The sequence below is a fragment of the Paenibacillus sp. FSL H3-0457 genome (genome assembly GCF_037981725.1).
Taxonomy (GTDB): Bacteria; Bacillota; Bacilli; order Paenibacillales; family Paenibacillaceae; genus Paenibacillus; species Paenibacillus amylolyticus.
In genome coordinates, this window is record NZ_CP150283.1 from 5,974,812 (window position 1) to 5,996,460 (window position 21,649).

19 protein-coding genes are annotated in these 21,649 nt (G+C 45.7%); 4 read left to right on the forward strand and 15 right to left on the reverse strand.

From position 1 onward, the window contains the following. Nucleotides 1-12: 12 nt before the first annotated feature. The 5 genes from MHH25_RS26545 to MHH25_RS26565 form a co-directional block, all read right to left on the reverse strand. Nucleotides 13-1,338 (reverse strand): ABC transporter substrate-binding protein, encoded by a 1,326-nt coding sequence (locus MHH25_RS26545; RefSeq protein WP_315372333.1) that lies wholly within the window; start codon nucleotides 1,336-1,338, stop codon nucleotides 13-15. 161 nt (nucleotides 1,339-1,499) lie between these two features. Continuing rightward, nucleotides 1,500-2,480 (reverse strand): LacI family DNA-binding transcriptional regulator, encoded by a 981-nt coding sequence (locus MHH25_RS26550; RefSeq protein WP_338707047.1) that lies wholly within the window; start codon nucleotides 2,478-2,480, stop codon nucleotides 1,500-1,502. 92 nt (nucleotides 2,481-2,572) lie between these two features. Beyond that, nucleotides 2,573-3,016, reverse strand: a complete 444-nt coding sequence (locus MHH25_RS26555) for a FixH family protein (protein ID WP_036668090.1) — start codon at nucleotides 3,014-3,016, stop codon at nucleotides 2,573-2,575. Between the two features lie 19 nt (nucleotides 3,017-3,035). Beyond that, nucleotides 3,036-3,485, reverse strand: coding sequence for a disulfide oxidoreductase (locus MHH25_RS26560; protein WP_047841622.1), 450 nt, complete (start codon nucleotides 3,483-3,485; stop codon nucleotides 3,036-3,038). A 188-nt stretch (nucleotides 3,486-3,673) separates the two neighbouring features. Further along, the gene (locus MHH25_RS26565; protein WP_339191318.1) at nucleotides 3,674-5,302 is read right to left on the reverse strand and encodes a copper amine oxidase N-terminal domain-containing protein; all 1,629 of its coding nucleotides are present in this window, start codon (nucleotides 5,300-5,302) and stop codon (nucleotides 3,674-3,676) included. A gap of 330 nt (nucleotides 5,303-5,632) precedes the next feature. Between MHH25_RS26565 and MHH25_RS26570 the strand changes: the two genes are divergently transcribed. The 3 genes from MHH25_RS26570 to MHH25_RS26580 all read left to right on the forward strand — a co-directional run bounded on the left by MHH25_RS26570 (nucleotide 5,633) and on the right by MHH25_RS26580 (nucleotide 7,616). Then, nucleotides 5,633-5,839: a hypothetical protein gene (locus MHH25_RS26570; RefSeq protein ID WP_017692174.1), complete on the forward strand. Its 207-nt coding sequence runs from the start codon at nucleotides 5,633-5,635 to the stop codon at nucleotides 5,837-5,839. Between the two features lie 200 nt (nucleotides 5,840-6,039). Beyond that, on the forward strand, nucleotides 6,040-7,149 hold the full coding sequence (locus tag MHH25_RS26575; RefSeq protein ID WP_235200716.1) for a stalk domain-containing protein: 1,110 nt from the start codon (nucleotides 6,040-6,042) through the stop codon (nucleotides 7,147-7,149). A gap of 191 nt (nucleotides 7,150-7,340) precedes the next feature. Then, nucleotides 7,341-7,616: a WXG100 family type VII secretion target gene (locus MHH25_RS26580; RefSeq protein WP_076212874.1), complete on the forward strand. Its 276-nt coding sequence runs from the start codon at nucleotides 7,341-7,343 to the stop codon at nucleotides 7,614-7,616. Nucleotides 7,617-7,672: 56 nt separating this feature from the next. Here MHH25_RS26580 and MHH25_RS26585 read toward each other — a convergent pair whose 3' ends face one another. From MHH25_RS26585 to MHH25_RS26615, 7 genes are all read right to left on the reverse strand, one after another. After that, nucleotides 7,673-7,942: a DUF4176 domain-containing protein gene (locus MHH25_RS26585; RefSeq protein WP_076212877.1), complete on the reverse strand. Its 270-nt coding sequence runs from the start codon at nucleotides 7,940-7,942 to the stop codon at nucleotides 7,673-7,675. A gap of 37 nt (nucleotides 7,943-7,979) precedes the next feature. Then, on the reverse strand, nucleotides 7,980-8,639 hold the full coding sequence (locus MHH25_RS26590) for a hypothetical protein (RefSeq protein ID WP_340020554.1): 660 nt from the start codon (nucleotides 8,637-8,639) through the stop codon (nucleotides 7,980-7,982). Between the two features lie 54 nt (nucleotides 8,640-8,693). Next, nucleotides 8,694-9,656, reverse strand: a complete 963-nt coding sequence (locus MHH25_RS26595; protein ID WP_340018556.1) for a hypothetical protein — start codon at nucleotides 9,654-9,656, stop codon at nucleotides 8,694-8,696. Nucleotides 9,657-9,772: 116 nt separating this feature from the next. Continuing rightward, nucleotides 9,773-10,489 (reverse strand): hypothetical protein, encoded by a 717-nt coding sequence (locus MHH25_RS26600; protein WP_340018557.1) that lies wholly within the window; start codon nucleotides 10,487-10,489, stop codon nucleotides 9,773-9,775. A 239-nt stretch (nucleotides 10,490-10,728) separates the two neighbouring features. After that, entirely contained in the window at nucleotides 10,729-12,687 is a 1,959-nt protein-coding gene (locus MHH25_RS26605) for a hypothetical protein (protein WP_340018558.1), read from the reverse strand. Between the two features lie 221 nt (nucleotides 12,688-12,908). Continuing rightward, complete coding sequence (locus MHH25_RS26610; RefSeq protein WP_340018559.1) at nucleotides 12,909-13,961, reverse strand: hypothetical protein; 1,053 nt, start codon at nucleotides 13,959-13,961, stop codon at nucleotides 12,909-12,911. 84 nt (nucleotides 13,962-14,045) lie between these two features. Beyond that, complete coding sequence (locus tag MHH25_RS26615) at nucleotides 14,046-15,764, reverse strand: DUF6138 family protein (RefSeq protein WP_340018560.1); 1,719 nt, start codon at nucleotides 15,762-15,764, stop codon at nucleotides 14,046-14,048. 298 nt (nucleotides 15,765-16,062) lie between these two features. Here MHH25_RS26615 and MHH25_RS26620 point away from each other — a divergent pair, with 298 nt between their 5' ends. Continuing rightward, the gene (locus tag MHH25_RS26620) at nucleotides 16,063-16,305 is read left to right on the forward strand and encodes a hypothetical protein (protein WP_036606815.1); all 243 of its coding nucleotides are present in this window, start codon (nucleotides 16,063-16,065) and stop codon (nucleotides 16,303-16,305) included. A 123-nt stretch (nucleotides 16,306-16,428) separates the two neighbouring features. On the opposite strand, the gene MHH25_RS26625 is transcribed toward MHH25_RS26620, so the two are convergent. The 3 genes from MHH25_RS26625 to MHH25_RS26635 all read right to left on the reverse strand — a co-directional run bounded on the left by MHH25_RS26625 (nucleotide 16,429) and on the right by MHH25_RS26635 (nucleotide 21,529). Next, nucleotides 16,429-18,081, reverse strand: coding sequence for an extracellular solute-binding protein (locus MHH25_RS26625; protein WP_340018561.1), 1,653 nt, complete (start codon nucleotides 18,079-18,081; stop codon nucleotides 16,429-16,431). A 120-nt stretch (nucleotides 18,082-18,201) separates the two neighbouring features. After that, nucleotides 18,202-19,794 carry a response regulator gene (locus tag MHH25_RS26630; RefSeq protein WP_340018562.1) on the reverse strand — a complete coding sequence of 531 codons (1,593 nt, stop codon included), beginning with the start codon at nucleotides 19,792-19,794 and terminating at the stop codon, nucleotides 18,202-18,204. Continuing rightward, entirely contained in the window at nucleotides 19,769-21,529 is a 1,761-nt protein-coding gene (locus MHH25_RS26635; RefSeq protein ID WP_340018563.1) for a histidine kinase, read from the reverse strand. The genes MHH25_RS26630 and MHH25_RS26635 overlap by 26 nt, the downstream gene beginning before the upstream one ends. Nucleotides 21,530-21,649 lie beyond the last annotated feature (120 nt).

Below are 21,649 nucleotides of genomic sequence, written 5' to 3' on the forward strand. Positions count from 1 at the left end.
TGATTAATTCCTTTATTTCACGTTGCTCCAGTATGCCTGAATTTCACTGGCAAGTCCGGCACGGTCAATGACGTCAGCCAAATATTTCTGCATGGATGCACCCAGTTTGGACCAGTGATCCGCAGGAAGTGTGCTCATTGATTCCTCGATTTTGCCTGCCTTGATGTATTCACTAATGGATTTGCCAAGTGGATCGGTTGGCTCCAATGTAATGTTGCTGAATGCCGGAATAATACTGGCTTGATTCACCAGGAAATCCTGACCTTTTTCGTTATAAACGATCCAGTCCAAAAATTTCTTCGCTGCTTCCTGTTGCGCTGGTGTGCTCTTTTCCTTATCCAGCAATATTCGTTTGGATACGGCAGCAGAGATTTGCGTATTACCGAAATCATCTGGATTATTGCTCACAGGTACCGGGAGGAAGCCATATTTTCCATCTGCTGTATCAAAGCTTGAAATTTGTGGCCATGCCCAGTTGCCCTGGAACCAGATACCTACCTCACCCTTGCCAAGCACTTCAGGTCCACGCTCATAGGTTCCGGACAGTGGAGAAGCCTTGTCAATATTGTAGGTTTTCATCAGATCAAATGTATCTAACAAGCCATTAAACACGGCATTGGAAGCAAGGTCCACTTGACCTGCCTTCAGATCAGTAATGAATTGATCCACCTTCGCACGGTCTGAAGACTGCCCGCCATATGCAAGCCCCAGATAATGCGCACCAAGCGACCAATCCATCGGAGATACAATCAAAGGTGATTTTCCAGTAGCAGCGATCTTTTGGAACAACTCATCAAGCTGTGCAGTGGTCTGTACAGACTTTGGATCGAATGTCCCACCTACCGCCTGATCCAAGACATTCTGGTTATAGATGAATCCATATCCTTCAATAGAGAACGGGAAGGCATAATTTTTGCCATCAAACGTTGTAGCCGCTGTACTGTTCTCCACAGCATCCTTCATCCAAGACTCGGATGTGAGATCCAGAACACGATCCTTGAATTTCTCGACATCTCCTGTATCCAGCATCATCATCGTTGTAGGGCTGCCGGAGGCATACAGAGCAGACGCTTTTTCAAACGGAGACTGTCCACTGCCTACAGGTACAATTTCGAGTGTTATATTTGGATTTTCGGCATGGAAGTCTTTAGCTGCTTGTTCCAACTGACTGTTAATTTCCGACTTGGAATTAAGCAAGGTGATTTTAACACTCTCACTGCTGCTACCCTCTGAGGAGGAGTTGGACTCCGTCGCTGCTTTACTTCCACATGCCGACAATACAAGCATCATAATCAATGACAATACCGATAATTTCATCCATCTCTGTTCTCTTTTCATCTTGTTATGGCCCCCGATCAATAGTTTAAAAGGAAACGCTTACAAATCGAATTATAATGTCAAAGGTTTGACATGTCAATCGTTTGACATACCATTCAAAAAAAATTTTCTCGACTTCATTTCTTCATGGCAAAAGGACGAATAGGAAAAAACGACCTGTATCAGGTCGTCTCTCTCTCAACGATGTTAACTGGCAAAATATGCTCCATTCCGATCTTCTCTTCCGCGAGCTGGCGCCGAATCAGATCAATCGCCAGCTTAGCCATGGCCTCCACCGGCTGCCTGATCGTTGTAATGCCAGGCACCGTATACGCTGCCGCACGACTGTCATCATAACCTATAATAGCAATATCGTCGGGTACCTTGCGCCCACCTAACCCGATCTGCTTCAGCGCATGCACCGCCATCAGATCACTCGTTACAAAGAGCCCATCCACCTCGGGGTGTTGTGCAAGCAGCTTATCCACCAATTTCGTATACTGATGCTGATCAAACACATTCAGATCGGTTTCATGAATCATGACCGGTTTGACTCCATGAGCCTGCAATGTATCAACGAAACCTGTCGTCCGGCGATTGGACAGCATTTGCAATTCCAAATTACCGCAGATATGTGCCAAATGTCGTCTGTTCTTCGAGAGCAACAATTCAGCAGCCATAACCCCTCCCTGATAGTTATCAGATGAGATAAACGGGATGTCTTCACCGATCTTACGATCAAAGGTCACGATTGGGGAATGCAGATTCATATACTCATCAACTTCCAGTGTATGACTTCCCATAATAATGCCATCCACGCGATTACCCTTGAGCATTTCCACATATTCACGCTCTTTGGAAGGGTCCATGTGGGAATTGCATAACATAATTTTAAATCCATTCTGGTAAGCATGATACTCAACATAGCTAGCCAGTTCTCCAAAAAACGGATGGGATACATCGGGGATAATCAAGCCTATCACATTGGATTGCTTACGCAAAAGAGAACGGGCAATTTCGTTGGGTCGATAGTTCAGTTCGTCCATGGTTTGATACACTTTGTCACGAGTCTTCTGACTGATATATCCCCGGTTGTTTAATACACGCGAGACGGTAGTTACAGAAACTCCTGCCCTGAGTGCAACATCATGAATAGTTGCCATAACAGCCTCTTTTCCTACAACATTCTTCATACCTTTAACATTATAAACCTATTGTTAAACCTGAACCAAAGCCTTGGTACCCGCCTGCTGCTTCATTCCGCTACAATTCTCGCTCTCGGCATGCTATGCATAGCTCCGTGCGTAACATGGACCTGTACCACATACGTACCTGGTTCTTCAAAGGTATGCTGGATTTCATAATGCCCTTCCTCTGCCTCCTTGGCAGTTATAGCCCCCTGATTCTCCAGTTCGTCCGCTGTCATCATACCTTGTTCCGGAGATACAGAAGGCGGATCATCAAGCTCATTCCAGATCTGGAATTGCACATGGTCAGCATGACTTAACGGTGCATCTCCCTGTGTAAGCTTCACCTGCAACCGTGTTGGTTCATGAAGAGAAGCTTTCTCTGGAACGTCAAGTTTCACTTTGATCATCTCCGGCATCTCGCCCGATTGTGACTGTTCTTCATAAGAGCATCCCACCGTCAGGAGGAGCAGAATAACGAAGGGCATGAACCACCGAGCTTGTCCGCTCATCACCATCTATCCTTTCTTATTAAGAAGATTTTGGTGTTTTGCCGATACCCCACAGCATCACGATGATGATAATAAAGGCGATCAGTGCCAGTAATGGAATTGTGATGAAACCAAACCAGTTCAAATAGTCGGTATAACATGGAACCTTACCGCACGCGACGGCATTACCTGTAGCCGAAAAAATACGCTGGATCGTTACATGATATAACGAAATGCCGCCACCGACGAAACTCAGTGGGAGTACGTATTTCGTGATGCCCACGTCATCCTTAAAGTAAGCAATGCCCAGCAAAATCGTTAGTGGATACATGAATATGCGCTGGTACCAGCACAGATCACATGGAAGAAAGCCCTTGATCTCACTGAAATAGAGACTCCCCCCTGTTGCAATAACGGAAACGGCCCAAGCAACAAATAACCGGGTATCCACATTTCTCGCTGGGCGCTCCGATTTTGATGATGTACTCATTCCTCTGTCCCCCTCTTCATTTTGCTTATACCAAATTATCATACATCATTCTAGACTCCATCGGCTATTCAAGCTGTTATGTAGGTCATTACTCGATGATTATACCAAATATTTGAACTTTTGGGTGAATACAAAAAAGCTGCCGTATGGGGCAGCTCTTTTTGTTTTAATCTTGTTTCACTCTACTATTACATCGATTTAGTCAGCGTAATGGAACCATCTTTTTGTGCCCATTTCACGTCCCAGTTCAGAAGTTCAGCAATGAAGCGCAGGGGTACTTGCGTACGTCCATCTTTGTTTACAAATACAGTTGCACCCACATTTTTCTTCACACCATTCACTTCCATAACGTTGTTGTTCACCCAGAATTCAAGGGTATCATCGCCAGCCATTACGGTTACTTGTTGTGTTTTTTTGTCCCATTTAACTGTTGCACCAATACCTTCACTCAGGAAACGCAATGGAATGTATGTTGTGTTTTTCCAAAGCACTGGTGTAGTATCCATGTTGGTTGTTTTGTCGTTAATCTTCAGCATTTTGCTGTTCAGTTGCATCCACACCGTTGTCATTTCTGGCGCTGGTGCTGGTGTTGCTGGCTCTTGGAATTTGTCGTTGAATTGAGTCACGATGGCGTTACCCAGAGCTTGACCTACACCAAACATCACTTTGAAGCCTTCACGATTCGTTGTGTACGAAGCATCATAGTTACCTGCTGCATATTGATTCAATACGTTTTGTACTTGATTTTCATGTGTTGTCAGTGCTTGTTGTCCTGCTGCTTTTGGCAGATTACCAGCTGTTGCAGAATCCAGGAATGTAGCGAACTCTGTTGTGAATCCAGCAATACGTTTCTCTACTGCTGCACGAGCAGTAGCATCGTTGTTTTTAACGGCTTTTACATAGTCGCTTTGTGCGTTAACGTGGTTCGTTACCCAAATTTTCTCGAAAGCATTGGCACCATCATTACCGTAAACGGAAGCAATTGCTGCTTTGAAGTCAGCTGTGTTTCCAGCTTCAGTTGTAATCAGTGCGTTGGAAGCGGCTGTACGTCCATCAAATTGCTCTTGCATTTGCAGAGCCGAAAGCGCAAAGTGTTCGGAAGCCAAGTGGTTGAGTGCAGATCTCAGATCAGCTGCTTTTGTATCCGCTTTGGTATTTTCGAATTTCTCAGGCATTTGTGTCGTAATTGCTGTGGAGAGAGCCTTACTTACGTCGAACATTTCTTTGAAACCTTCACGGTAAGCCTTGTATGCATCAGCGTAATCTCCAGCTACATACTCATCAAATACTTTTTGCACGAGATCTTCATGTACTTTCAGAGCCTGTTTGGCTGCTGCTTTTGGCAACTTGCCTTCGGTAGCTGTGCTCAGGAATGTGGAGAACTCATCCACGAAACCGTTGATGTTTGCTTGTGCTTGTTTGATTCCAGCCTGGTTGCCCATTTTGGTTGCTTTCACCAGATCATCTGTGTATTTGTTATGAGCGCGGAAGATGCGTTCGAATTCTTTGGCACCTGCGTCACCGTATAGGGAAGCGATTGCTGGTTGCATATCCAGTGCATTCTGGTCGAGTGCTTTGTAGGCTGCATCTGCATCTTTTGCTCCGTCATATGCTTTGGCCATTGCCGTTACTGCGAGTGCAAAGTGCTCGGACAACAGGTGGTCCAGGTTTGCTCTCAGGTCAGCCGCAGGTGTGTTCACGGATGCTTTCATCATGGTCATTGGTGTCTGTGGTGCGGCAGCTGCTCCAGCGATCCCCGGCATCAACAGTGTCAAGCTAAGTACAGGTGCGATAAACTTCTTCATCTTCATTTTCATTACGTGTTCACTCCTCGATTATGTTGTGTGTATAATTTCTTTCCTCGTCGTCGTCTTCATAGGGTGTAACGCAGGGTTCTCTATTCTGGATCACTCTGTGGGCAAAAAAAATTCACAGCTTTCAGTGAAGAAAGCTGCGAACTCCTGTTGTATCAAGGTTTTTTTGAATTAAAAAAATATAAAATTGTAGTGATCTTTCCGATCCAAGACCACATACATACTGTAATATAGATACTTCATTTTCCTTTATTTCTCAACTAAAGCTTACATCAAAGGTTATCCTGAAGTACAATAAGGACATAACATATTATTCGCAAAGGAGGTCCATTCATGACCTGGTTGCCTTATGTTTTAATTGTGGGTATCGCCTTGTTTGGAGGTATTGCTACCATGATCATCGGAAATTCCAAAGCCAATCAGACCAGCAACCCCGAATATGACCGCCGCACAAAGCAAAACCTAAGCAAACTTTCCTATGTATACGTTGGTGCGATTGTACTTGGTTTTGGCGGACTAATCCTCTATCTTTTTAACTAAAATGTTTCGATTCGGCAAAGAATACGTTCAAACACACCAAGCAGCTTCAGTTTTCGTTCTACATTCTCCGTATATATACACATGTTTACAAGTTGGAGATAATTCAGAATTATTCTGGATATGTTCGGGGTTTAATATAAAGCCATAAGGGACAGCGAGCCCATTAAACAAAACTAACCCCAAACTTGAAGGAGAGATATATGATGAAAAAAAACATGAAGAAATCCGTAGCAACGATGATGGTACTGGGCATGACATTAACAGGAGCAACGGGTGTATTTGCCGGAACGCAACTGGAGAAAATCTCTGCATACCTTAACCATGGAATCAGCTTTAATGTCGATGGCGCGGCTTACTCACCAACGGATGGCAATGGCAACAAACTTGCGCCAATTACTTATAACAACTCTACTTATCTGCCCGTACGAGCGCTTGCCGATGCACTGCATGTGCCTGTATCCTATGACGGCAAAAAAGGACAGGTCATTATCGGCCAAGCTACGAGCAATCCATCAGCTCTGACAAATGTAACGTATAGCGCAGCACAAAAAGAGGCCATTCAAAAAGCTTTTGCACAATTCGATGGGTTCGAGACCGCTTATGCCCCTCAGCAGATGATCGCAGGTGACACGTTCAAAAGTGTAGGTGTGGGTGGCGACGGCGTCAGTTTTGTTTTCAACCATATGAAAGTGGATGTGTCTCCAAGAGATTATTCGGACGGTTATACGAGCAAAGACGTGAAACTGTCCAATGGTGTTATTGCCAAATGGTACACACCAGATCAAACGGGCATGCTCACATTCCAACTGGATGATCGCTACGTTACCCTTAGCTCCCCGGATCATAAGCTGAGCCAAGTTCAGTTGCAACAAGTCGCTGTCTCTGTTCAAAAAGCCAACAGCAACAATGATCAAGGGATCACTGCATTTGCAGATGTGAACTATAGCAAACAACAATTGGATAACATTCGCAAAGCATTTGCGAAGTTTGACGGGTTCACAACAGCCTATGCCCCACAACATATGGTTGCTGGAGATACGTTCAAAAGCGTAGGTGCGGGTGGTGATGGTGTAAACTTTGTTTTTAATCGTATGAATGTAACGGTATCCCCTAAAGATTACTCGTTCAGCTATGATGGCAAAACGGTAAAACTGCCTAATGGCGTATCAGCCAAATGGTATACACCAGACCAAACGGATATGCTCACATTCAAGCTGGATGATCGTTATGTAACCATCAGCTCGCCGAATAACCAATTGACTCACACTCAACTGGAGCAAATGGCGGTATCCGTACAAAAAGTGAAATAAACAAAAAAAGAAACACACATCATTTCGGTCCCGCTCTATGAGCTGGGGCTGATTTGATGTGTGTTTTGTCCTATGTAAGACACGCTACACTGATCTGAAAACAAGGCTTTTGTCCAGCTTCATTTTGAAAAAGATGGGGTTATAATGGAATATACATTATCTTATGCAAGAAGAGAAACGGAGTGGACCTCATGAACCAGCGTATTGATCTGTCCCCAGAAGAACTGCAACAACTTGCGGGTGAGTTCAATAAGGCATCCCAGAACGGACATGATATTCTTACCCAACTCAAAACGATGATTGATCAGTCTGAGGGACAGTGGGAAGGGGAACGCCAGCGAGAGTTTCTCGGGCGTATGAATGACAGCATGACAAACATCGGTCATTATTTGCGCGGTTTACAGGAAACCAGCACCAGTCTTCAACAGACAGCGACGCGTTTCCGCGAAACGGATCAGTCACGTTAGGACTGATCCGTTTTTTTTCATTTCCTCATATGTAGAACCGACCTTTACAACTCGGGCTACTTACGCTCCAGTTCCGCCGCAAATGTCTCTTCCTCCTGATCCACATACCCTCTGAAAATGATCTCTTCGATATCTTCATGATTGAATACATACGTATAATCCGGATTAATGTAACCCTCAGGGTATAGACAGCCAATATAATCAAATTGACGGGGTGGTTCTGTCATTAACATCTGCTTGCGTCCATAGATGACAAGCTTCTTGGTACCTTCTTTTAAACGAATAACAGACCCATTCGGCAGAAACGAAGCTATATTTTTTTCCAAAATGATCGCCCTCCTTAATTATGTCTCTATCCTGCAATTACCCCTCTGATTTGTTCATAACCTGGCGAAGCCAGTAATACCGATGCAAGTCCATAATGAAGTGAAACACGACAAAGGCCAGCATAATGTATACACACATCAGCACAACAGCCACAGTCTGCTGCGTAACAAAGGCCAGTGAAATATTGGCCAGAAGATATGCTCCGCCCGTAATCATCGTTAATGTGGCAACAGGCATACCCGGGCTTTTATCCCCTTTTTTCCGCTGAGGGGGCAGCCGTAGCTTACGCAAACGAAACTTCACGTATTGAAACAAGGCAAAACCATATACTGCAAATGATCCAATGGCGTACCAAGGTGTCGTCAGAGCAAGTGTCCCGTAGGCAAATTTCTGTATAATCACCATAAATCCCACAGAACAAACGATGCCAAATACCCCTCGGAACAATACATAATTCAGTTGAAGTCTGCGTGGGGCAGCAATAAGGGCAATCGCCCATATATTCATAAAGACTAGCGGTGGCACGAGAATATACGCATACATAGATTGGAACGGGACACTGAACACGGGAATGAGCAGAAATACGTTAAGAAAAAACAGAACCAGCGTACCTACACTCAGTCGAATACCATCTGCCGCATAGATGACCAGATAGTTCTCAAATGTTTCCCTTGGGTAAGGAGTGCCTTCATACATTGTAGAAACAACGACGTCACGGGCCGAGGGTTTTGAACGTTTTTTGTTCGCCATTTATTTAAACCACCCCGCCACTGTGGACCAGGCTTTCTTCGCACCATGCTTAACAACATCCTTCACCGAATCATCCTTCCCGTCACCGTCCAAATCCATATTCATCGTAACCCCTTCAGCTAGGTAAGTCAGACCTACGGAAACGCCCAACCCCACTGCACCTACTGCAAGCACAGGTGCCGCCGCAGGCAAGATGGCCGCAGTCAACAGCGTTGCACCTACCGTTGTTGCACCGCCTACGACAACATTCCCAATGATATCACCAGCAATTTTGTCACTGCCCGCGTTCTGATTGATGTTCTCTTGGGTATCTGTAAACACGTCTATTCCCACACTTGCCCAGCCAAGCTTGTCTGTCAAGGCCGATTTTACGGCATAACCAGGCTTGATCATAGAAGCTACTTCTTTAATCTGAGGAGTAGCCGTTCCATTGGCAATTTTGGCTTCGATATCACGCACATAATGGATTTTGTAATCCCTTGGTCTGCCGTTCGTAGCCTTATTGTCTTTAACCGAATCATAGCTCTCACGGACCAGAACGCGAGGAGAATTCCGATCCAATTGAGCCTTGATCATATAACCGTTCTTCACGCGATAACCCAATCTGGCAACTGCCGCTGCTCCTGTCAATGTTCCTACCGTGCTCCCAGGGCCATCAAAAGGAGCGAGTGGATTGATACCCGTAAGCCCAAATGTCCCCCCTGACTGATCCTCCTGTTCCATCTTCTCACGGGTTGTCTTTACATATGCAGCCAGCTGTTGCATGCTCTGTCCAGCCGTCTGAAACCGATGCTGATGTGTCTGGTACAGGCCAATAATAGTCTGTCGATTCCCCGACTGCCAGGCAGCTCCCTGAATGGCATGTTGGAGAACACTGTCCACCTGTTGCAGTTGTGCCGTCACCTGTTCAATCTGCTGTGCGAGTGAATTCAGATAGTCTGACTTCATGACAATTTTGGTCAACTGGATTCCCCCTTAGTTTACATATATGTATGACTCATATCGGACTTAAACTCCGGACAGTACGGATAATGAACGCGTCGTTAGCAGAAACAGGCTCTGCACCAGTTCTTCTTCCGTTATCTTGAAAGCTTTAATAGACCCTTCTCTTCCCCCTCAAGGAACAACCAATTACCGTGGATACTACCTATAAAATAAATGGTTTGCGGCTGTCCTTCCTGTCCTCGGGTGTACACTTCATACTGCCCCCACTTCTCCAGCGTGGCAAAGCCTTTAGCCAATGTCTGCATCAAAGTCTGATCCAGATGCCGGTCCTCTTGCAAAATAGATTCGATCATCTCCAGTGCTGAATCGACCGCCAACGCAGACAGACGCTGCAACGTTTCTACCTGCATGGGTGTACGAATTGTATCCTGTGATTGAGGGTTCACATTGGAAGCTAATGGATCAGGTAGTTCAATCCGATTCCCAATGACCTGAAACATTTTTTCGAATTCGTCAAAAGAAGTGAGTAGCGCCTGATCTTGTGCAGGTTCCCAGACCCACTCAACCATCTGCATGCCTGACAAAAATCCATAGGTCACCGATGATTTCCCATCTGTTGCACGCAAATCTAGTCTGGTTATTGCACTACTGAGCTTACAGCCTGTAAGCAGGTTATATATTTGCGGGTCCATGGTGATCTGTTGATTGTCCAATTCAATAATACCTTCTTCAACAAGACCTGTGAGAATTTGTTCATAGCTATGCTTGGCCTGTTCACCCTGTAATGGAGGGTCTTTCAGATCCATGAGAAGCTGATCCGCTTCCGGAATATTCATCAGTTGGAACAGCAACAAGGCCTCCCGGCCGCAACACTGAAACGATGTATATGAAGGCAAAGTCATTCCCCTTTTCCATGCTGTCAATTTAAAGAGGTCGGCGAAAGATTCTATTCTTTCATTGTAAAAGGAACCTTGGCTGGGCTCAATGCGCCCCCACTCCTGATCTTAAGCCATTAGGCCTGATTATATTTACCCAAAAAAATGAAAAAGGCACAGCAAAAATGATGCTGTACCAGAACTGCTTATTTTCTTTAGAATTTATTTTTATCAAATGGTTCTGGAAGCTTCAAGGAGTACACCATCGTTGATTTTCCTTCTTTCACGGGAACAATCACGTTAAGCACACCATCTTGTAACATGTTTTCTGGAATCTTGGCTGTGCTAAATCCCCACTTCCTCTCAGGTATGCCCGTTAAAGATACTTTCCCGAGCACCGAAGTGTAGTCTGGATTGATGAACAGCAACTCTGTAATTGAATCTTTAGAGGAGGAAATGGTCAATGTTCGATCAAAATTCAGCACCACACCATCAATTCGGTCTGGCACAGCTGATTCCATCGGCCTTGTATTTACCGGATCTAATTGGTAACTCTCCCCTACCCGATCCATCCATCGTGCTCTTGCATGAAAAGGAAGAATTTTGGAATCCATGGCTAGATCAGTTCCCTTTTCTTCATCGCTCATGCTTAATTGTTTGTTGTAACCAGTTGCTTTTGTTTCCGACACTTTGAGCCCCAAGTCCTTACTCCACTGACCTAAAGGAATAAAGGTCTGATTGTATAGCGTCAACAATTGTTTTGAAGGTTGATTCACACTGGAAGAACGCTGACCACGAGTGAAGGTGAGCCGATCCTTCCCGAGATTATATTGAATATGAAATGCTTTAGTGAATTCTTCTAAAGGAACATAATGCTGACCTTCCATATAGAAGGTGGGCTGCCCTTTATACTCCAATACACCCTGATCAGACTTAATAGCTACAGGTTCCATCGGGAAAAACACATTAGAGAACTGAAAAGAATTCCAATATTTTTTCCAGTCACTGTACGTACCATAATTCAATTTAAGATGTTTATTTTCTGAAATAACATATAAGGATGGCGGGTAAGAGCCTGGATTGGAAAAATACTGTTCAATAATATACTCATCCTCAGTAATCCACTGGATACTTTCGGTACGAGCGCGATAAGGAGAATCATAGGAACGAATCCGCTTAAGGGTCTTCAAATCATAGACTTGTACCTTGGACGACTCCATTTTACTATCCAGACCGTTCTCTGTGACCAGAACCAATGTTTTTCTTTCGGGTGAGATAAATGATTGCACATAGCCCACTCGCTCTTTAATCAGTGTAGTTTTTTTGCCATTTTTGGTTACAACCACAGTCCAGTCTGATTTCCGATCCCTCGTGTTGCCTTGAGAAACATTTAGATGAACATCTGCACTTACCTGAAAAGCTTTAGTAGACAAGCCCGTCTTCTGGTCGGGCTTCATCCACAAGTCGCTTACTTTGGCCTTCTTCCCCTTTATACCGCCATATTCAAGATAGTGACAATCTAAAGTATCTGTGCAATAAACCCCAAAATTACGGGTTTGTGGAATCGGTGATACCACATATTTGGTATCTGTAAAATCCCTTTCCAGCAAAAGCTTTCCGCGAGTGTATACTTTTTTTCCTGTGACCATGGAATAGTAGTTGGATTTAGGTACGTTTTTCTCATAGATCGTATAATATATTCCGATTTGAGGTTCCAAGTGGATACGGTTTTCGCCCTCATGGACCTTGCGAAGTGTGTTCGAGCTATAGTCATACTCGTACAAAACGTAATAATGCTGCTTATCATCCGTGGCATAATAAGTTATGTATCCTTTTAACCCTGCTGGTGTGTCACTAACGATAGGATCATACTGATGGGAAGTTGTCGTCAGACCGGTATGTATTCTAGGGAGAATAGCTGGATCGGTAAAATGGTACTCATTTTCTTTGAGTTCACCAGTATCAAAACTTGTTCGAAGCGTAGTCACGGTCACCTCCGTGCCTCTGATTGCAAAACGAATGTTATGTTGCACCCGATCTGTGGATGAAATGGATCGCTCTGCGTTCTGAGCCGTTTGAGTTATTGAAGTGGACGCTGAGACTGTGAATTGCGACATGCTGAGTATAAAAATTGAAACTAAACTGACGATGAGCCATTTGGATACTCTGGACATACTTAACTCCTTCTCTGTGTAATGGATTTGGTTGAGACTCGTTAAGTATAGAACTTTTGATCTAAATATTCATTACTTTTTCTTCCATCTTCTGGCCCTAATGGAACATTCCAAAGGACAGCGACAGATCTATTCATTTATCTGTCAACTGCCCTTTAGAATTCACTAAATCTCTTTCTACGTATGGATGCTACCGCTTAATAGCTGTTTCGGTTAACCCATCAAACCTTTAGTTCAGCCAAACGAATAACCCTGCGATACATCATCGCATCCATCAAATCCTCCCAGTCGAGTTCACTGGCATTAACGTCTCGATAATAGACCGTAGCAGCAGGCAAGAAACCAACCAGCGGCCCTGTACCGCCACATATCAGGCTACCGCCGTCTCCGCCTTTGGGCATCACATCTCCGACCGAATCCAGTGTAAGCTCATACTTGTAGGGATCACCAGCAAATTGCACTCCGAAGAAATTTGGCAGTTCCAGATCATAAGGACAATCATCCTTTTCTTCAACCCGTGAAGAGGCCGTCTCTGCCAATCCATCCACAATTTCATCCACGCCTTCCAGACTTCCAAAGTGCTTCAATCTCATCGTATAGTCGAAGCTGTCACCCCAGGGAAATAACGTGCGACAACCGCCGCCATAGATATACTCCCATTCGTCTTCGGTTAGTAAACCAAAACCCGCTGTAGCTTCCTCCCTCACAACGTCTTCCAACTCTATTCCTTCGTTGAACCACAGGATTCGGACTTCATTCTCACTTTGGCGAATCAGACGAAATTGTTGATGCAGTTCATATTCACGGATCTCCGACTGCTTAAACTGCTCCAGTGCTGAAGGGAAATCAGGATTTTCCTGTGCAAATGCTTCCTCCTTGGACACTTCAATCCAGCCAAGTGAGATCAGTTCGCATTCAACAAGCATCGGCGCAATGTTGACCGTTCTTACAGGTGACATTTGACTCGCCAGAAACGAATCTACGTCCTCCACACCATACTCACTGACCGTTTCATGCAGGTCGGCTGATGTCTCTTCGTTCATACCATGCTGCCAACGATCCCAGCCGAGTGTTACCCGATCCCCAGGCACAAACACAAATCTCAGCCCATCCTCCGTAAATACACCTGTCTCCATCCGCTGACCAAATCGTTCAAATGTCTCGAGACCCTCATATACCATACCGTCTGGTAACTGACGGACAAGCTTACGCATCCATGCCTCTTTGTCCTGAGCATTCAACGCCTGCCACATTTCTCGACTCAACGCTTCCATAACTCTCCCCACCTTTCCTTATGCACTTTCACTTCTCTGAAATGCTTTACTTACACAGCAATCTCACTTGTCTTGTTTACATTTTTATTTCCCTGCGGCCTGCAACAGTTCCAGTAATAATTCCTCCCGTCTTCCCTCCGCTTTGCGAGCAAGCGTTGAGAGCTTCTCCACCTTGCCAAAGATCGGATAGAGTACACGTTCCGCTTCATAATACTCAAGTTTTTGAATCTGCCTAACCAACAGTTCGAGTATTTCATCATTCTCCAGCTCGGGCTGAATCTTCAACTTCAGACTATCGGTCGAACGACGCAAGCTGGCGACTAACGCAGGTATGGATTGAGCCGTTACACCCTGTTGTTCTACAAATGCCGCAATGAACTTATCCTGAATCAACTGATGCTCATCATCCACTTCGCCCATGTAATATTCAACCAGCGGGAAATACCGCTCATCTACGAGCCCCAGCCCAAAAGTTGCATAACTGCCCGGCATACAGCTTTTCTCTCCCTCGGTATCCTCATAAAACTCAAACTCCTGGATAGCCTCACGCGCATACTCTTCCAGAAGCGGATGCAGCTCCGGGTACTCCAGTGCATTGGCAAAGAATCGGTAGGTATCCGACTTCGCGAGTCCCTTGATCGGCAAATACTGCTTTACGCTGGACTTGAGCTTGATCTTATAACTTTTCGGAAAGCCCTGTTTCAATAAATGAGTGATAAAGGTAAGTGCCTGTTGATAGGCACCAGCCTCTTCCTTACGAATGTGAATGGTCATCAAAGCAAATACATCATTTGCTTTGCATTCCACTTCTTCCGTTCTCACATGAATATCGTCCTTCGCATACGTTCCGCTACCTTCTGTCATCATACGTGCAGCACGTTTGCTACCGAGTTGCTTCGCGAGCTCCAAGAAAGTCAGACCTTTGGATTTGCTATAACTGGGTTCAAAACGTAGAATCATGACCGCCGCATATAATAGCAGATCGATTGATTGAGTTTCGGATGTTTGCTCCTTCCCAGGCTCGTTCAAATGTTGGCCTGCCTGTGTCTCAATGTTCGACTCCAGCGTTGCTCCAGGTTTTAGTGAATATTCATTGGTACGATAAGGCGAAGACTGAACATTATAATACTGTGGCAAAAACTGATTCTCCGCCCATGCCGTCACCGCACGAGTTATCTCACCACGATGTTCTGCAAGTGCCTCCTGACGCCCCTGATTCAACTCTTGTATCCGGTCATACTGCCCGATGGTCCATGCTACATCCAACTCCGGGAACAGCTTTGGATCGAGCAGATGGCTCGTCAAAAAGAAGGATTCCAATGGCTTCGTTGGATATGTACCGTGTTCCAGCTTCTTGTCTACATAGGTATGAATACGCTCAAGGAGTAGCTGTCTTTTCTCTTCGTTTATCCATTCCAATAAAGTCAGTTGCAGCTTGCCTTCAGTTGTTGGGAATTTCCCTCGCAAGGTGAAGCGGTAGTCAACCAACGGAGTATCTGCCAGCTTGTCCAATCTTTCCTGAACAACCTCTGCAAGCTTAGGCCCGATCTCGTTCCGTACCTGTTCCTCGGTAAAGGCTCCTGCCTGCTTTAATTTTACATCATCATCATCCAAACCCAGATCCAGGCTGTCTACCGTGGTCCGTCCAGGTCTGTAATCCAGTACAATATCATTAAAAATACCCATTTGCAGTGTAGTTCGCTTCACAACACTTTCCAAGTCATCCCGCTTTTCCTGTTCATCAAACCATTCATGGATCGTTGTCATCATCTCTTCCATCGCCTGATCATAAAGTGTACTCATCTGATCTCCTGCCTTCCCATGCATCTTATGATGTTCATCAACCACACTTGAACCTCTATGAATCCCGGATTAATCCGGGGCATCTATGTTATAAATACGTATTGATGTTCGTATATTACCTATTATTTTACTCTCTCAAGTACACCCGGAACAATAAGGCTTATGCACGGTTGTTTGCTGGTCAAAGAGATCTACGGATTCCTTTTTTTTCATAACTATGTACGCTCTCGGTATGCCCTCGCTATCATCATCCCCACGTTGTATAATCATTGTATTCCTTTTCAGGAGGTCTGACTAAATGAGCTACAGCAAATACTTCCCCTTGGAAAACTATTTGAATCAAGTTTCAATCACCCTTACATATGCAGAGCTTGAGGAGATTCTTGGATTTACGTTACCCCCTACAGCGTATAATCGCGAACAATGGTGGGTGAATAATTCCAATAATCATACACAGGCACTATCCTGGTTAAATGCCGGATGGAAGGTTGAGAATGTGATTCTAGGAAAACAAGTAACTTTTGTCCGCTGCGAGTCATAATCGATCTGTACGATATAGATTAATAGTTATAACTCCAAAGGTTCTATTTTTCCATAAATGTTATTCGAGACAAAAAAAGCAGGGTAGACTGATGAATTCATCAGTTCTCCCCTGCTTTGTAAATTAATTAACTGTCTTATACCACTCGTTCACTTCGGCGGTAATATCATCCCCGCCCATGGACTTCCACTTTGTCACAAACGCATCAAATTCCTCAATGCCCACCTGACCATAGATGATCTTGCTGAACGTATCTTTCTCCAACTTGTCGATTGCGTCCTTCTTCATTTTCATCGTCTCGGTTGGTGCCCCGGTGAACTTGTTCTTGATCGCGTTATCTTTATTCGCAACGACCACCTCAGCGGCTACAAATACTTCCGGTTTGTTGGCAATCTTCGTATTTTTCTCAAAAGGAGTCTCCGGTTCCTTGCCCTTTGCAAGTTCCGCCAGCGTATCCATCATGAGATTCGGAATCCGTGCACCATCATACGTAATCGTATATTTGAGTGGTGATACGCCGTCCTTCACTTCAGCTTCACCAACGACTTTGCCATCCACGATGTCATAATCATATCCTTGTGCGAAGCCATGTTCGAACTCGCTTCCCACTTCCGGATTAGCAAAGTTGTCGAACAGATAATTTTGGTACGTGAAGAAAATCTCCGGGTTCGCCATGTCTTTGTTAATCAGTACAACGCCGTTACTTGCACCAGAACCATGCTGGTGGCTCTCACCTGTTGGTCCTGTAGGTAAAGCAATGGCCTTGTACGTGGCACCGTCCACATTTTTCTTCACATCATCAATCGGCCAGTTTGGCATCCAGTGTGGTCCCACAATAATGCCTGCTTTACCTGCGGTGAACAATTCTGCTGCCTTGATCTCGTCATAGACACCCGCTTCTTTGGGCAGGTAACCTTTGGACAACCAATCTTTCATCGTTGCAAGGCCTTCCTTCACACCTGGCTGAATGGAGCCATATTGCAGTGTTCCGTCTCCGGCATCATTCCACTGTCCAGGCATCGTGTTGTACATGCCGAAGATCCAGCCGGATTCCGTCATCCAGGTATTGAGCGCATTTTTCATGCCCACGGTCAGACCATACGTATCTTTCTTACCGTTCCCATCCGGGTCCTGATTTGTAAAAGCATCCATGACCGTAACCAGCTCATCCATGGTTTTTGGTTCTTCCAGTCCCAGCTTCTTCAGCCAGTCTTCCCGGATAAACATGACCGAATCGCCGTTGTAGGCATAATCGAAGATCGGAATACCGTAACGCTCGCCCTCATACATGTATGGATACCATTCCTCGGGTGCCGATTCAGATGCCTGTTTCCATGTGTCCGAAGCATACTTGTCAAACAACTCGCCTGCATTCGCAAATTTGCCGGACTCAATTAATTCCCGTACCAGATTGTAGTCTCCCCGAATGGAGACAATATCCGGCAGTTCTTCGTTAGCGGACAGGGACAAGCGTAATTTCGTGTAAAATGTATCATTGGTCACCGATACAGCCCATGGCGTGGTCAGATCGATGCCAAGCCGTTCCTTGGCCCATTTGGTATGCACATTGTTCTGGGCTGTTTCCCCGTTCTTGAATTTCGTATCATCATTCCAGGCCCGCAAATAACTCATCTGTACCGCCGGTTCATACTTCCCATCTTGCAGAGCAAGTGGTGCAGCGGCTTCCTTCGCCGGTTCTTCCTTGACCCCCGAACTACATGCTGTTACAGCAACCATCGTGATTGCGAGCAATGCCGTCATCATTTTTCTATACATGAACTAACCCCTCCTCAGGTAACTTGGATACCCTTGCGTGCCAAATGCACCTTACATGAAAAGGATAGTGCAGCCGGGGAGGCAAACATATATCACAATTTCAATGTTCATATCGATTTGTTAACCGTTCCGAAAATCTTGCGGGGTCAGTCCATAATGTTTGCGGAACACCTGAATGAAATAAGGTGTATTATTGTACCCCACTTCCTGACCAACTTCATAGATCTTCATCGCCGTATGCTTCAGCAAATGAACCGCACGTTCCATTCTGGAACGGATAATATAATCACTAATGCCTTCACCTGTGGATTGTTTGTACATTTTCGACAGATATACGGGGTGCAAATGCACCTCTCCGGCAATGACCTGCAATGATAGATCCTCACCCAGATGATGGTCAATCCATTGCTGCACCTGCCGAATCAGCGTTGATCCGGCATCCTGTCCCGCATCGCTTGTGCTCTCTTCCCACTGCTTCATCACACATCTGGTCCACGTTTCCAGACTACGCAGCGAGATACCATATCCATCCTTGAGCAGCTGCTGGTATTGCTGGCCAAGCACATCGGCTAACTGTCTCCCTTCCCGATGAGCCATATAGGAGAATGCTGCCGCCAGATAATGAAAAGCCACATACACATGCTCCGGGAACACACTGTTCGACAGTTCGGCAAAGATCTGATCAATCTTGCGGTGTGCATCCTCCATGCGCCCGGCTTCCAGTAACGTCGTCAGACCCGGTGGTTCATACAGCGCTGCAAGAGACTTCAACGTGGCCCCATTGGTTCCTGCCGCCGCATTCAAATGTAATCCTTTGCCCGCCTCGGCCTGCTTGCGAAGTGCACTCACAGCTTGATGATATAGCTGCGGCACCTGATCTGGGAAACGCCCCATACGACTAACGGACAGGGAAATGGTCGCGTTCAGATACTGCCTCACACTGTGGATCAACCGCTCTCCAAGTCGGCCCATTAACATTTCCGGTTCGGCCTGAGTTTGTTTGGGACTGGCCATGAAGACCAGATCATCATAGGCATCATCCGTATGGCAGAGATGATAGGTACTGCCGTAGATCTCTTCCACTACATTCGAGATGGCGTACTTCATCAATCGAAACGCTTTATGTGTAGGTTGATGGTCATCATACCGGATGAGCAGCAGTTGCATTTTATCCTGTGGACGGAACCCGATCTCCAGTTGCTCCAGCTTGCCTTCGAGTTCAGCATCCGCAAATTTATGCCCTAACAGTACATCCTTCATCAGCTCCGCTCGCTTCTCAGGCAGATGTTCCCTTACCGAATACATGGCCCGCTGATGCAGCAATTGTTTCTCACCCTCCAGGCGAATCTGCACTACAGCCTGTTGCACGGATTCAATCAGTTCCTCATCCCGGACCGGCTTGAGCAGATAACTGACTGTCCCATGTTTGAGCGCCTGCTTCGCATAATCGAAGGAAGCATGCCCCGATAAAATAATACATTTGGTCTGTTCCCACTTTTGGCGGATGTGACTGACCAGATCCAGACCGGACATACCCGGCATGCGGATATCCGTGATAATAATATGGACCTGATGTGATGCCATATGTTCCAGAGCTTCTTTGACTGAATAGGCTTTGAATACCTGCCCAATCCCGTGTTCTCTCCACGGTATCGAGACAGCGATCGACTCTACTGCTGAATGTTCATCATCCACGACCATCAGATTCATCATGCGGTTGTTCCTCCTCAAACCATCGAATTTCTACACTAAGTCCACCATAAGGAATCGCTCCAAAATGAAGCCCGGACGACAGCCCATATCGCGTAACGAGACGCTGGTGCACATTCCACGTACCTGTTCCAATTTCCTCGCCCATCGGTTCATTGATCTCCCGTTCCAATTCCGCAATCTCTTCCGCTGTCAGCGTGACACCGTCATTGTCAACAAACAGGCTATATCTTGTATATTTCCGACCCTCAATATGTTCAGCTACCGCCATCCCCGTAACGACAACATGCCCACTGCCCTCCATCGGCTCGATGCCATGGATCACTGCATTCTCAACGATGGGTTGAATGAGCAGTCGCGGAATGTAGAGCTGCATCAAATGCTGCGGTACGGCAATCTCGTAGGTCAGCCGGTTGGTTCGCATCTGTTGAATGGACAAATAATGGTCCAGCAACCGGATCTCTTCTTCCACTGTCGTCATGTCATTCTCGCCCCGCGTAATGTAGCGATAGTAGTCTCCCAGACTTAGCGACATGGCAATAACCGCTTCACGGTTGCCGAGCTGGGTCATATTTTTGATATAAAACAGGCAGTTGTATAGAAAATGCGGATTGATCTGCGACTGCAGATGCTTCAATGTCGCTTCCCGTGAGCGAATACGTTCCTCGTATACCTTCTCGATCAGTTCCTGAATCTGCTCCGCCATATGGTTGAAGCTCTGGGTCAGGTACGCGAATTCATCACGAGAGTGATCGACCGGAATCCGTGTGGACAGCTGTCCTTTGCGAATCTGTTGCAGTCCTCTCATCAAACGGTGGATGGGCACCTGAACTTTTCGATACAAAAGCAGTGCAGCACCGATACTCAGCACGAGCAGTAACAAAATGGAAGTAATAAACATATTTCGGCTCTTGTCCATCGGGGTTAGCAAATCATCCAATACCACCGGGTTCACGTATACTGCTTGCAGTTGTTTGGAGTGCACGTAACTGACCAGATATTGTTTGCCGCCCACCTCCAATTGATGATTGCCTTCTCTCTCCGGCCCGTTAAAAGGCATATCACGCATAATCGCTTCGACCAGTTCGGGGTCCGCCGTACGATTCAGCAACGGATCATTACCTGGTACCAGCAAGAAAGGATCTCCTCCCTGCGTTTCTTTAAAATCATCCAACATGGCAACCACGTTCATCGGGTCAAAATTAATCTCCATCACCGTTCGCACGCCTGTGTTCACCGGTTTTTCATTCCACTCGTAGTTATCCGTGAAAAAGTAGGTGAAACTCCCCTGCTCCAGCTGCCATTGGCCAGGTTGCGGGAACGTCAACATCTTCTCATCGTAAACCGTCCGGCTGGACATGGTGGATAACACAAGTTCCGCTTGTGGCAGGACAATGGTAATATCGTTCTTCCAGCGGCTGGTGGACTGGTACAACGATAATTTGTCGAGAATATCCAGATAGATACTGTTCTTCTCATATTGGCTGGTGGAGTCCGTCATGTAACGGTAATGCAGGATACTCGGATCTCGCAGCAATGTCAGGCCATACAGCGAGAGCTGCTCGATATTTTTATCCACCTGCGAACTGAAATAATTGAACTGGTTCAGACTCGACTGTTGTTTCTCTTCAACGACCATGTCCACATTTGCCTGGTTCGCATACGTATAGAGCAGCAGAATGGGTACGAGCAGGCAGATTAAGAGAATGACCGTCTTCGCAAATACTGTGAATTTCATTGTTTCACCCTGTCCCTGAATTTGAAGTCGTTCTACACCGAAGTCCTATTTTATATTGAAAACCCTTACATTTCTATATGATTTTATGTTCTCCCGTTTTCCTGTGACTTGAAAACCTCT

What these genes read in the sequence shown, in the direction of transcription:
- MHH25_RS26610 (WP_340018559.1), bottom strand. Translation starts at nt 13,961, where the DNA reads ATGGAAGCGTTGAGTCGAGAAATGTGGCAGGCGTTGAATGCTCAGGAC.
- MHH25_RS26565 (WP_339191318.1), bottom strand. Translation starts at nt 5,302, where the DNA reads ATGAAAATGAAGATGAAGAAGTTTATCGCACCTGTACTTAGCTTGACA.
- MHH25_RS26555 (WP_036668090.1), bottom strand. Translation starts at nt 3,016, where the DNA reads ATGAGCGGACAAGCTCGGTGGTTCATGCCCTTCGTTATTCTGCTCCTC.
- MHH25_RS26620 (WP_036606815.1), top strand. Translation starts at nt 16,063, where the DNA reads ATGAGCTACAGCAAATACTTCCCCTTGGAAAACTATTTGAATCAAGTT.
- MHH25_RS26630 (WP_340018562.1), bottom strand. Translation starts at nt 19,794, where the DNA reads ATGATGAATCTGATGGTCGTGGATGATGAACATTCAGCAGTAGAGTCG.
- MHH25_RS26615 (WP_340018560.1), bottom strand. Translation starts at nt 15,764, where the DNA reads ATGAGTACACTTTATGATCAGGCGATGGAAGAGATGATGACAACGATC.
- MHH25_RS26560 (WP_047841622.1), bottom strand. Translation starts at nt 3,485, where the DNA reads ATGAGTACATCATCAAAATCGGAGCGCCCAGCGAGAAATGTGGATACC.
- MHH25_RS26635 (WP_340018563.1), bottom strand. Translation starts at nt 21,529, where the DNA reads ATGAAATTCACAGTATTTGCGAAGACGGTCATTCTCTTAATCTGCCTG.
- MHH25_RS26580 (WP_076212874.1), top strand. Translation starts at nt 7,341, where the DNA reads ATGAACCAGCGTATTGATCTGTCCCCAGAAGAACTGCAACAACTTGCG.
- MHH25_RS26625 (WP_340018561.1), bottom strand. Translation starts at nt 18,081, where the DNA reads ATGTATAGAAAAATGATGACGGCATTGCTCGCAATCACGATGGTTGCT.
- MHH25_RS26570 (WP_017692174.1), top strand. Translation starts at nt 5,633, where the DNA reads ATGACCTGGTTGCCTTATGTTTTAATTGTGGGTATCGCCTTGTTTGGA.
- MHH25_RS26550 (WP_338707047.1), bottom strand. Translation starts at nt 2,480, where the DNA reads ATGGCAACTATTCATGATGTTGCACTCAGGGCAGGAGTTTCTGTAACT.
- MHH25_RS26575 (WP_235200716.1), top strand. Translation starts at nt 6,040, where the DNA reads ATGATGAAAAAAAACATGAAGAAATCCGTAGCAACGATGATGGTACTG.
- MHH25_RS26605 (WP_340018558.1), bottom strand. Translation starts at nt 12,687, where the DNA reads ATGTCCAGAGTATCCAAATGGCTCATCGTCAGTTTAGTTTCAATTTTT.
- MHH25_RS26590 (WP_340020554.1), bottom strand. Translation starts at nt 8,639, where the DNA reads ATGTATGAAGGCACTCCTTACCCAAGGGAAACATTTGAGAACTATCTG.
- MHH25_RS26545 (WP_315372333.1), bottom strand. Translation starts at nt 1,338, where the DNA reads ATGAAAAGAGAACAGAGATGGATGAAATTATCGGTATTGTCATTGATT.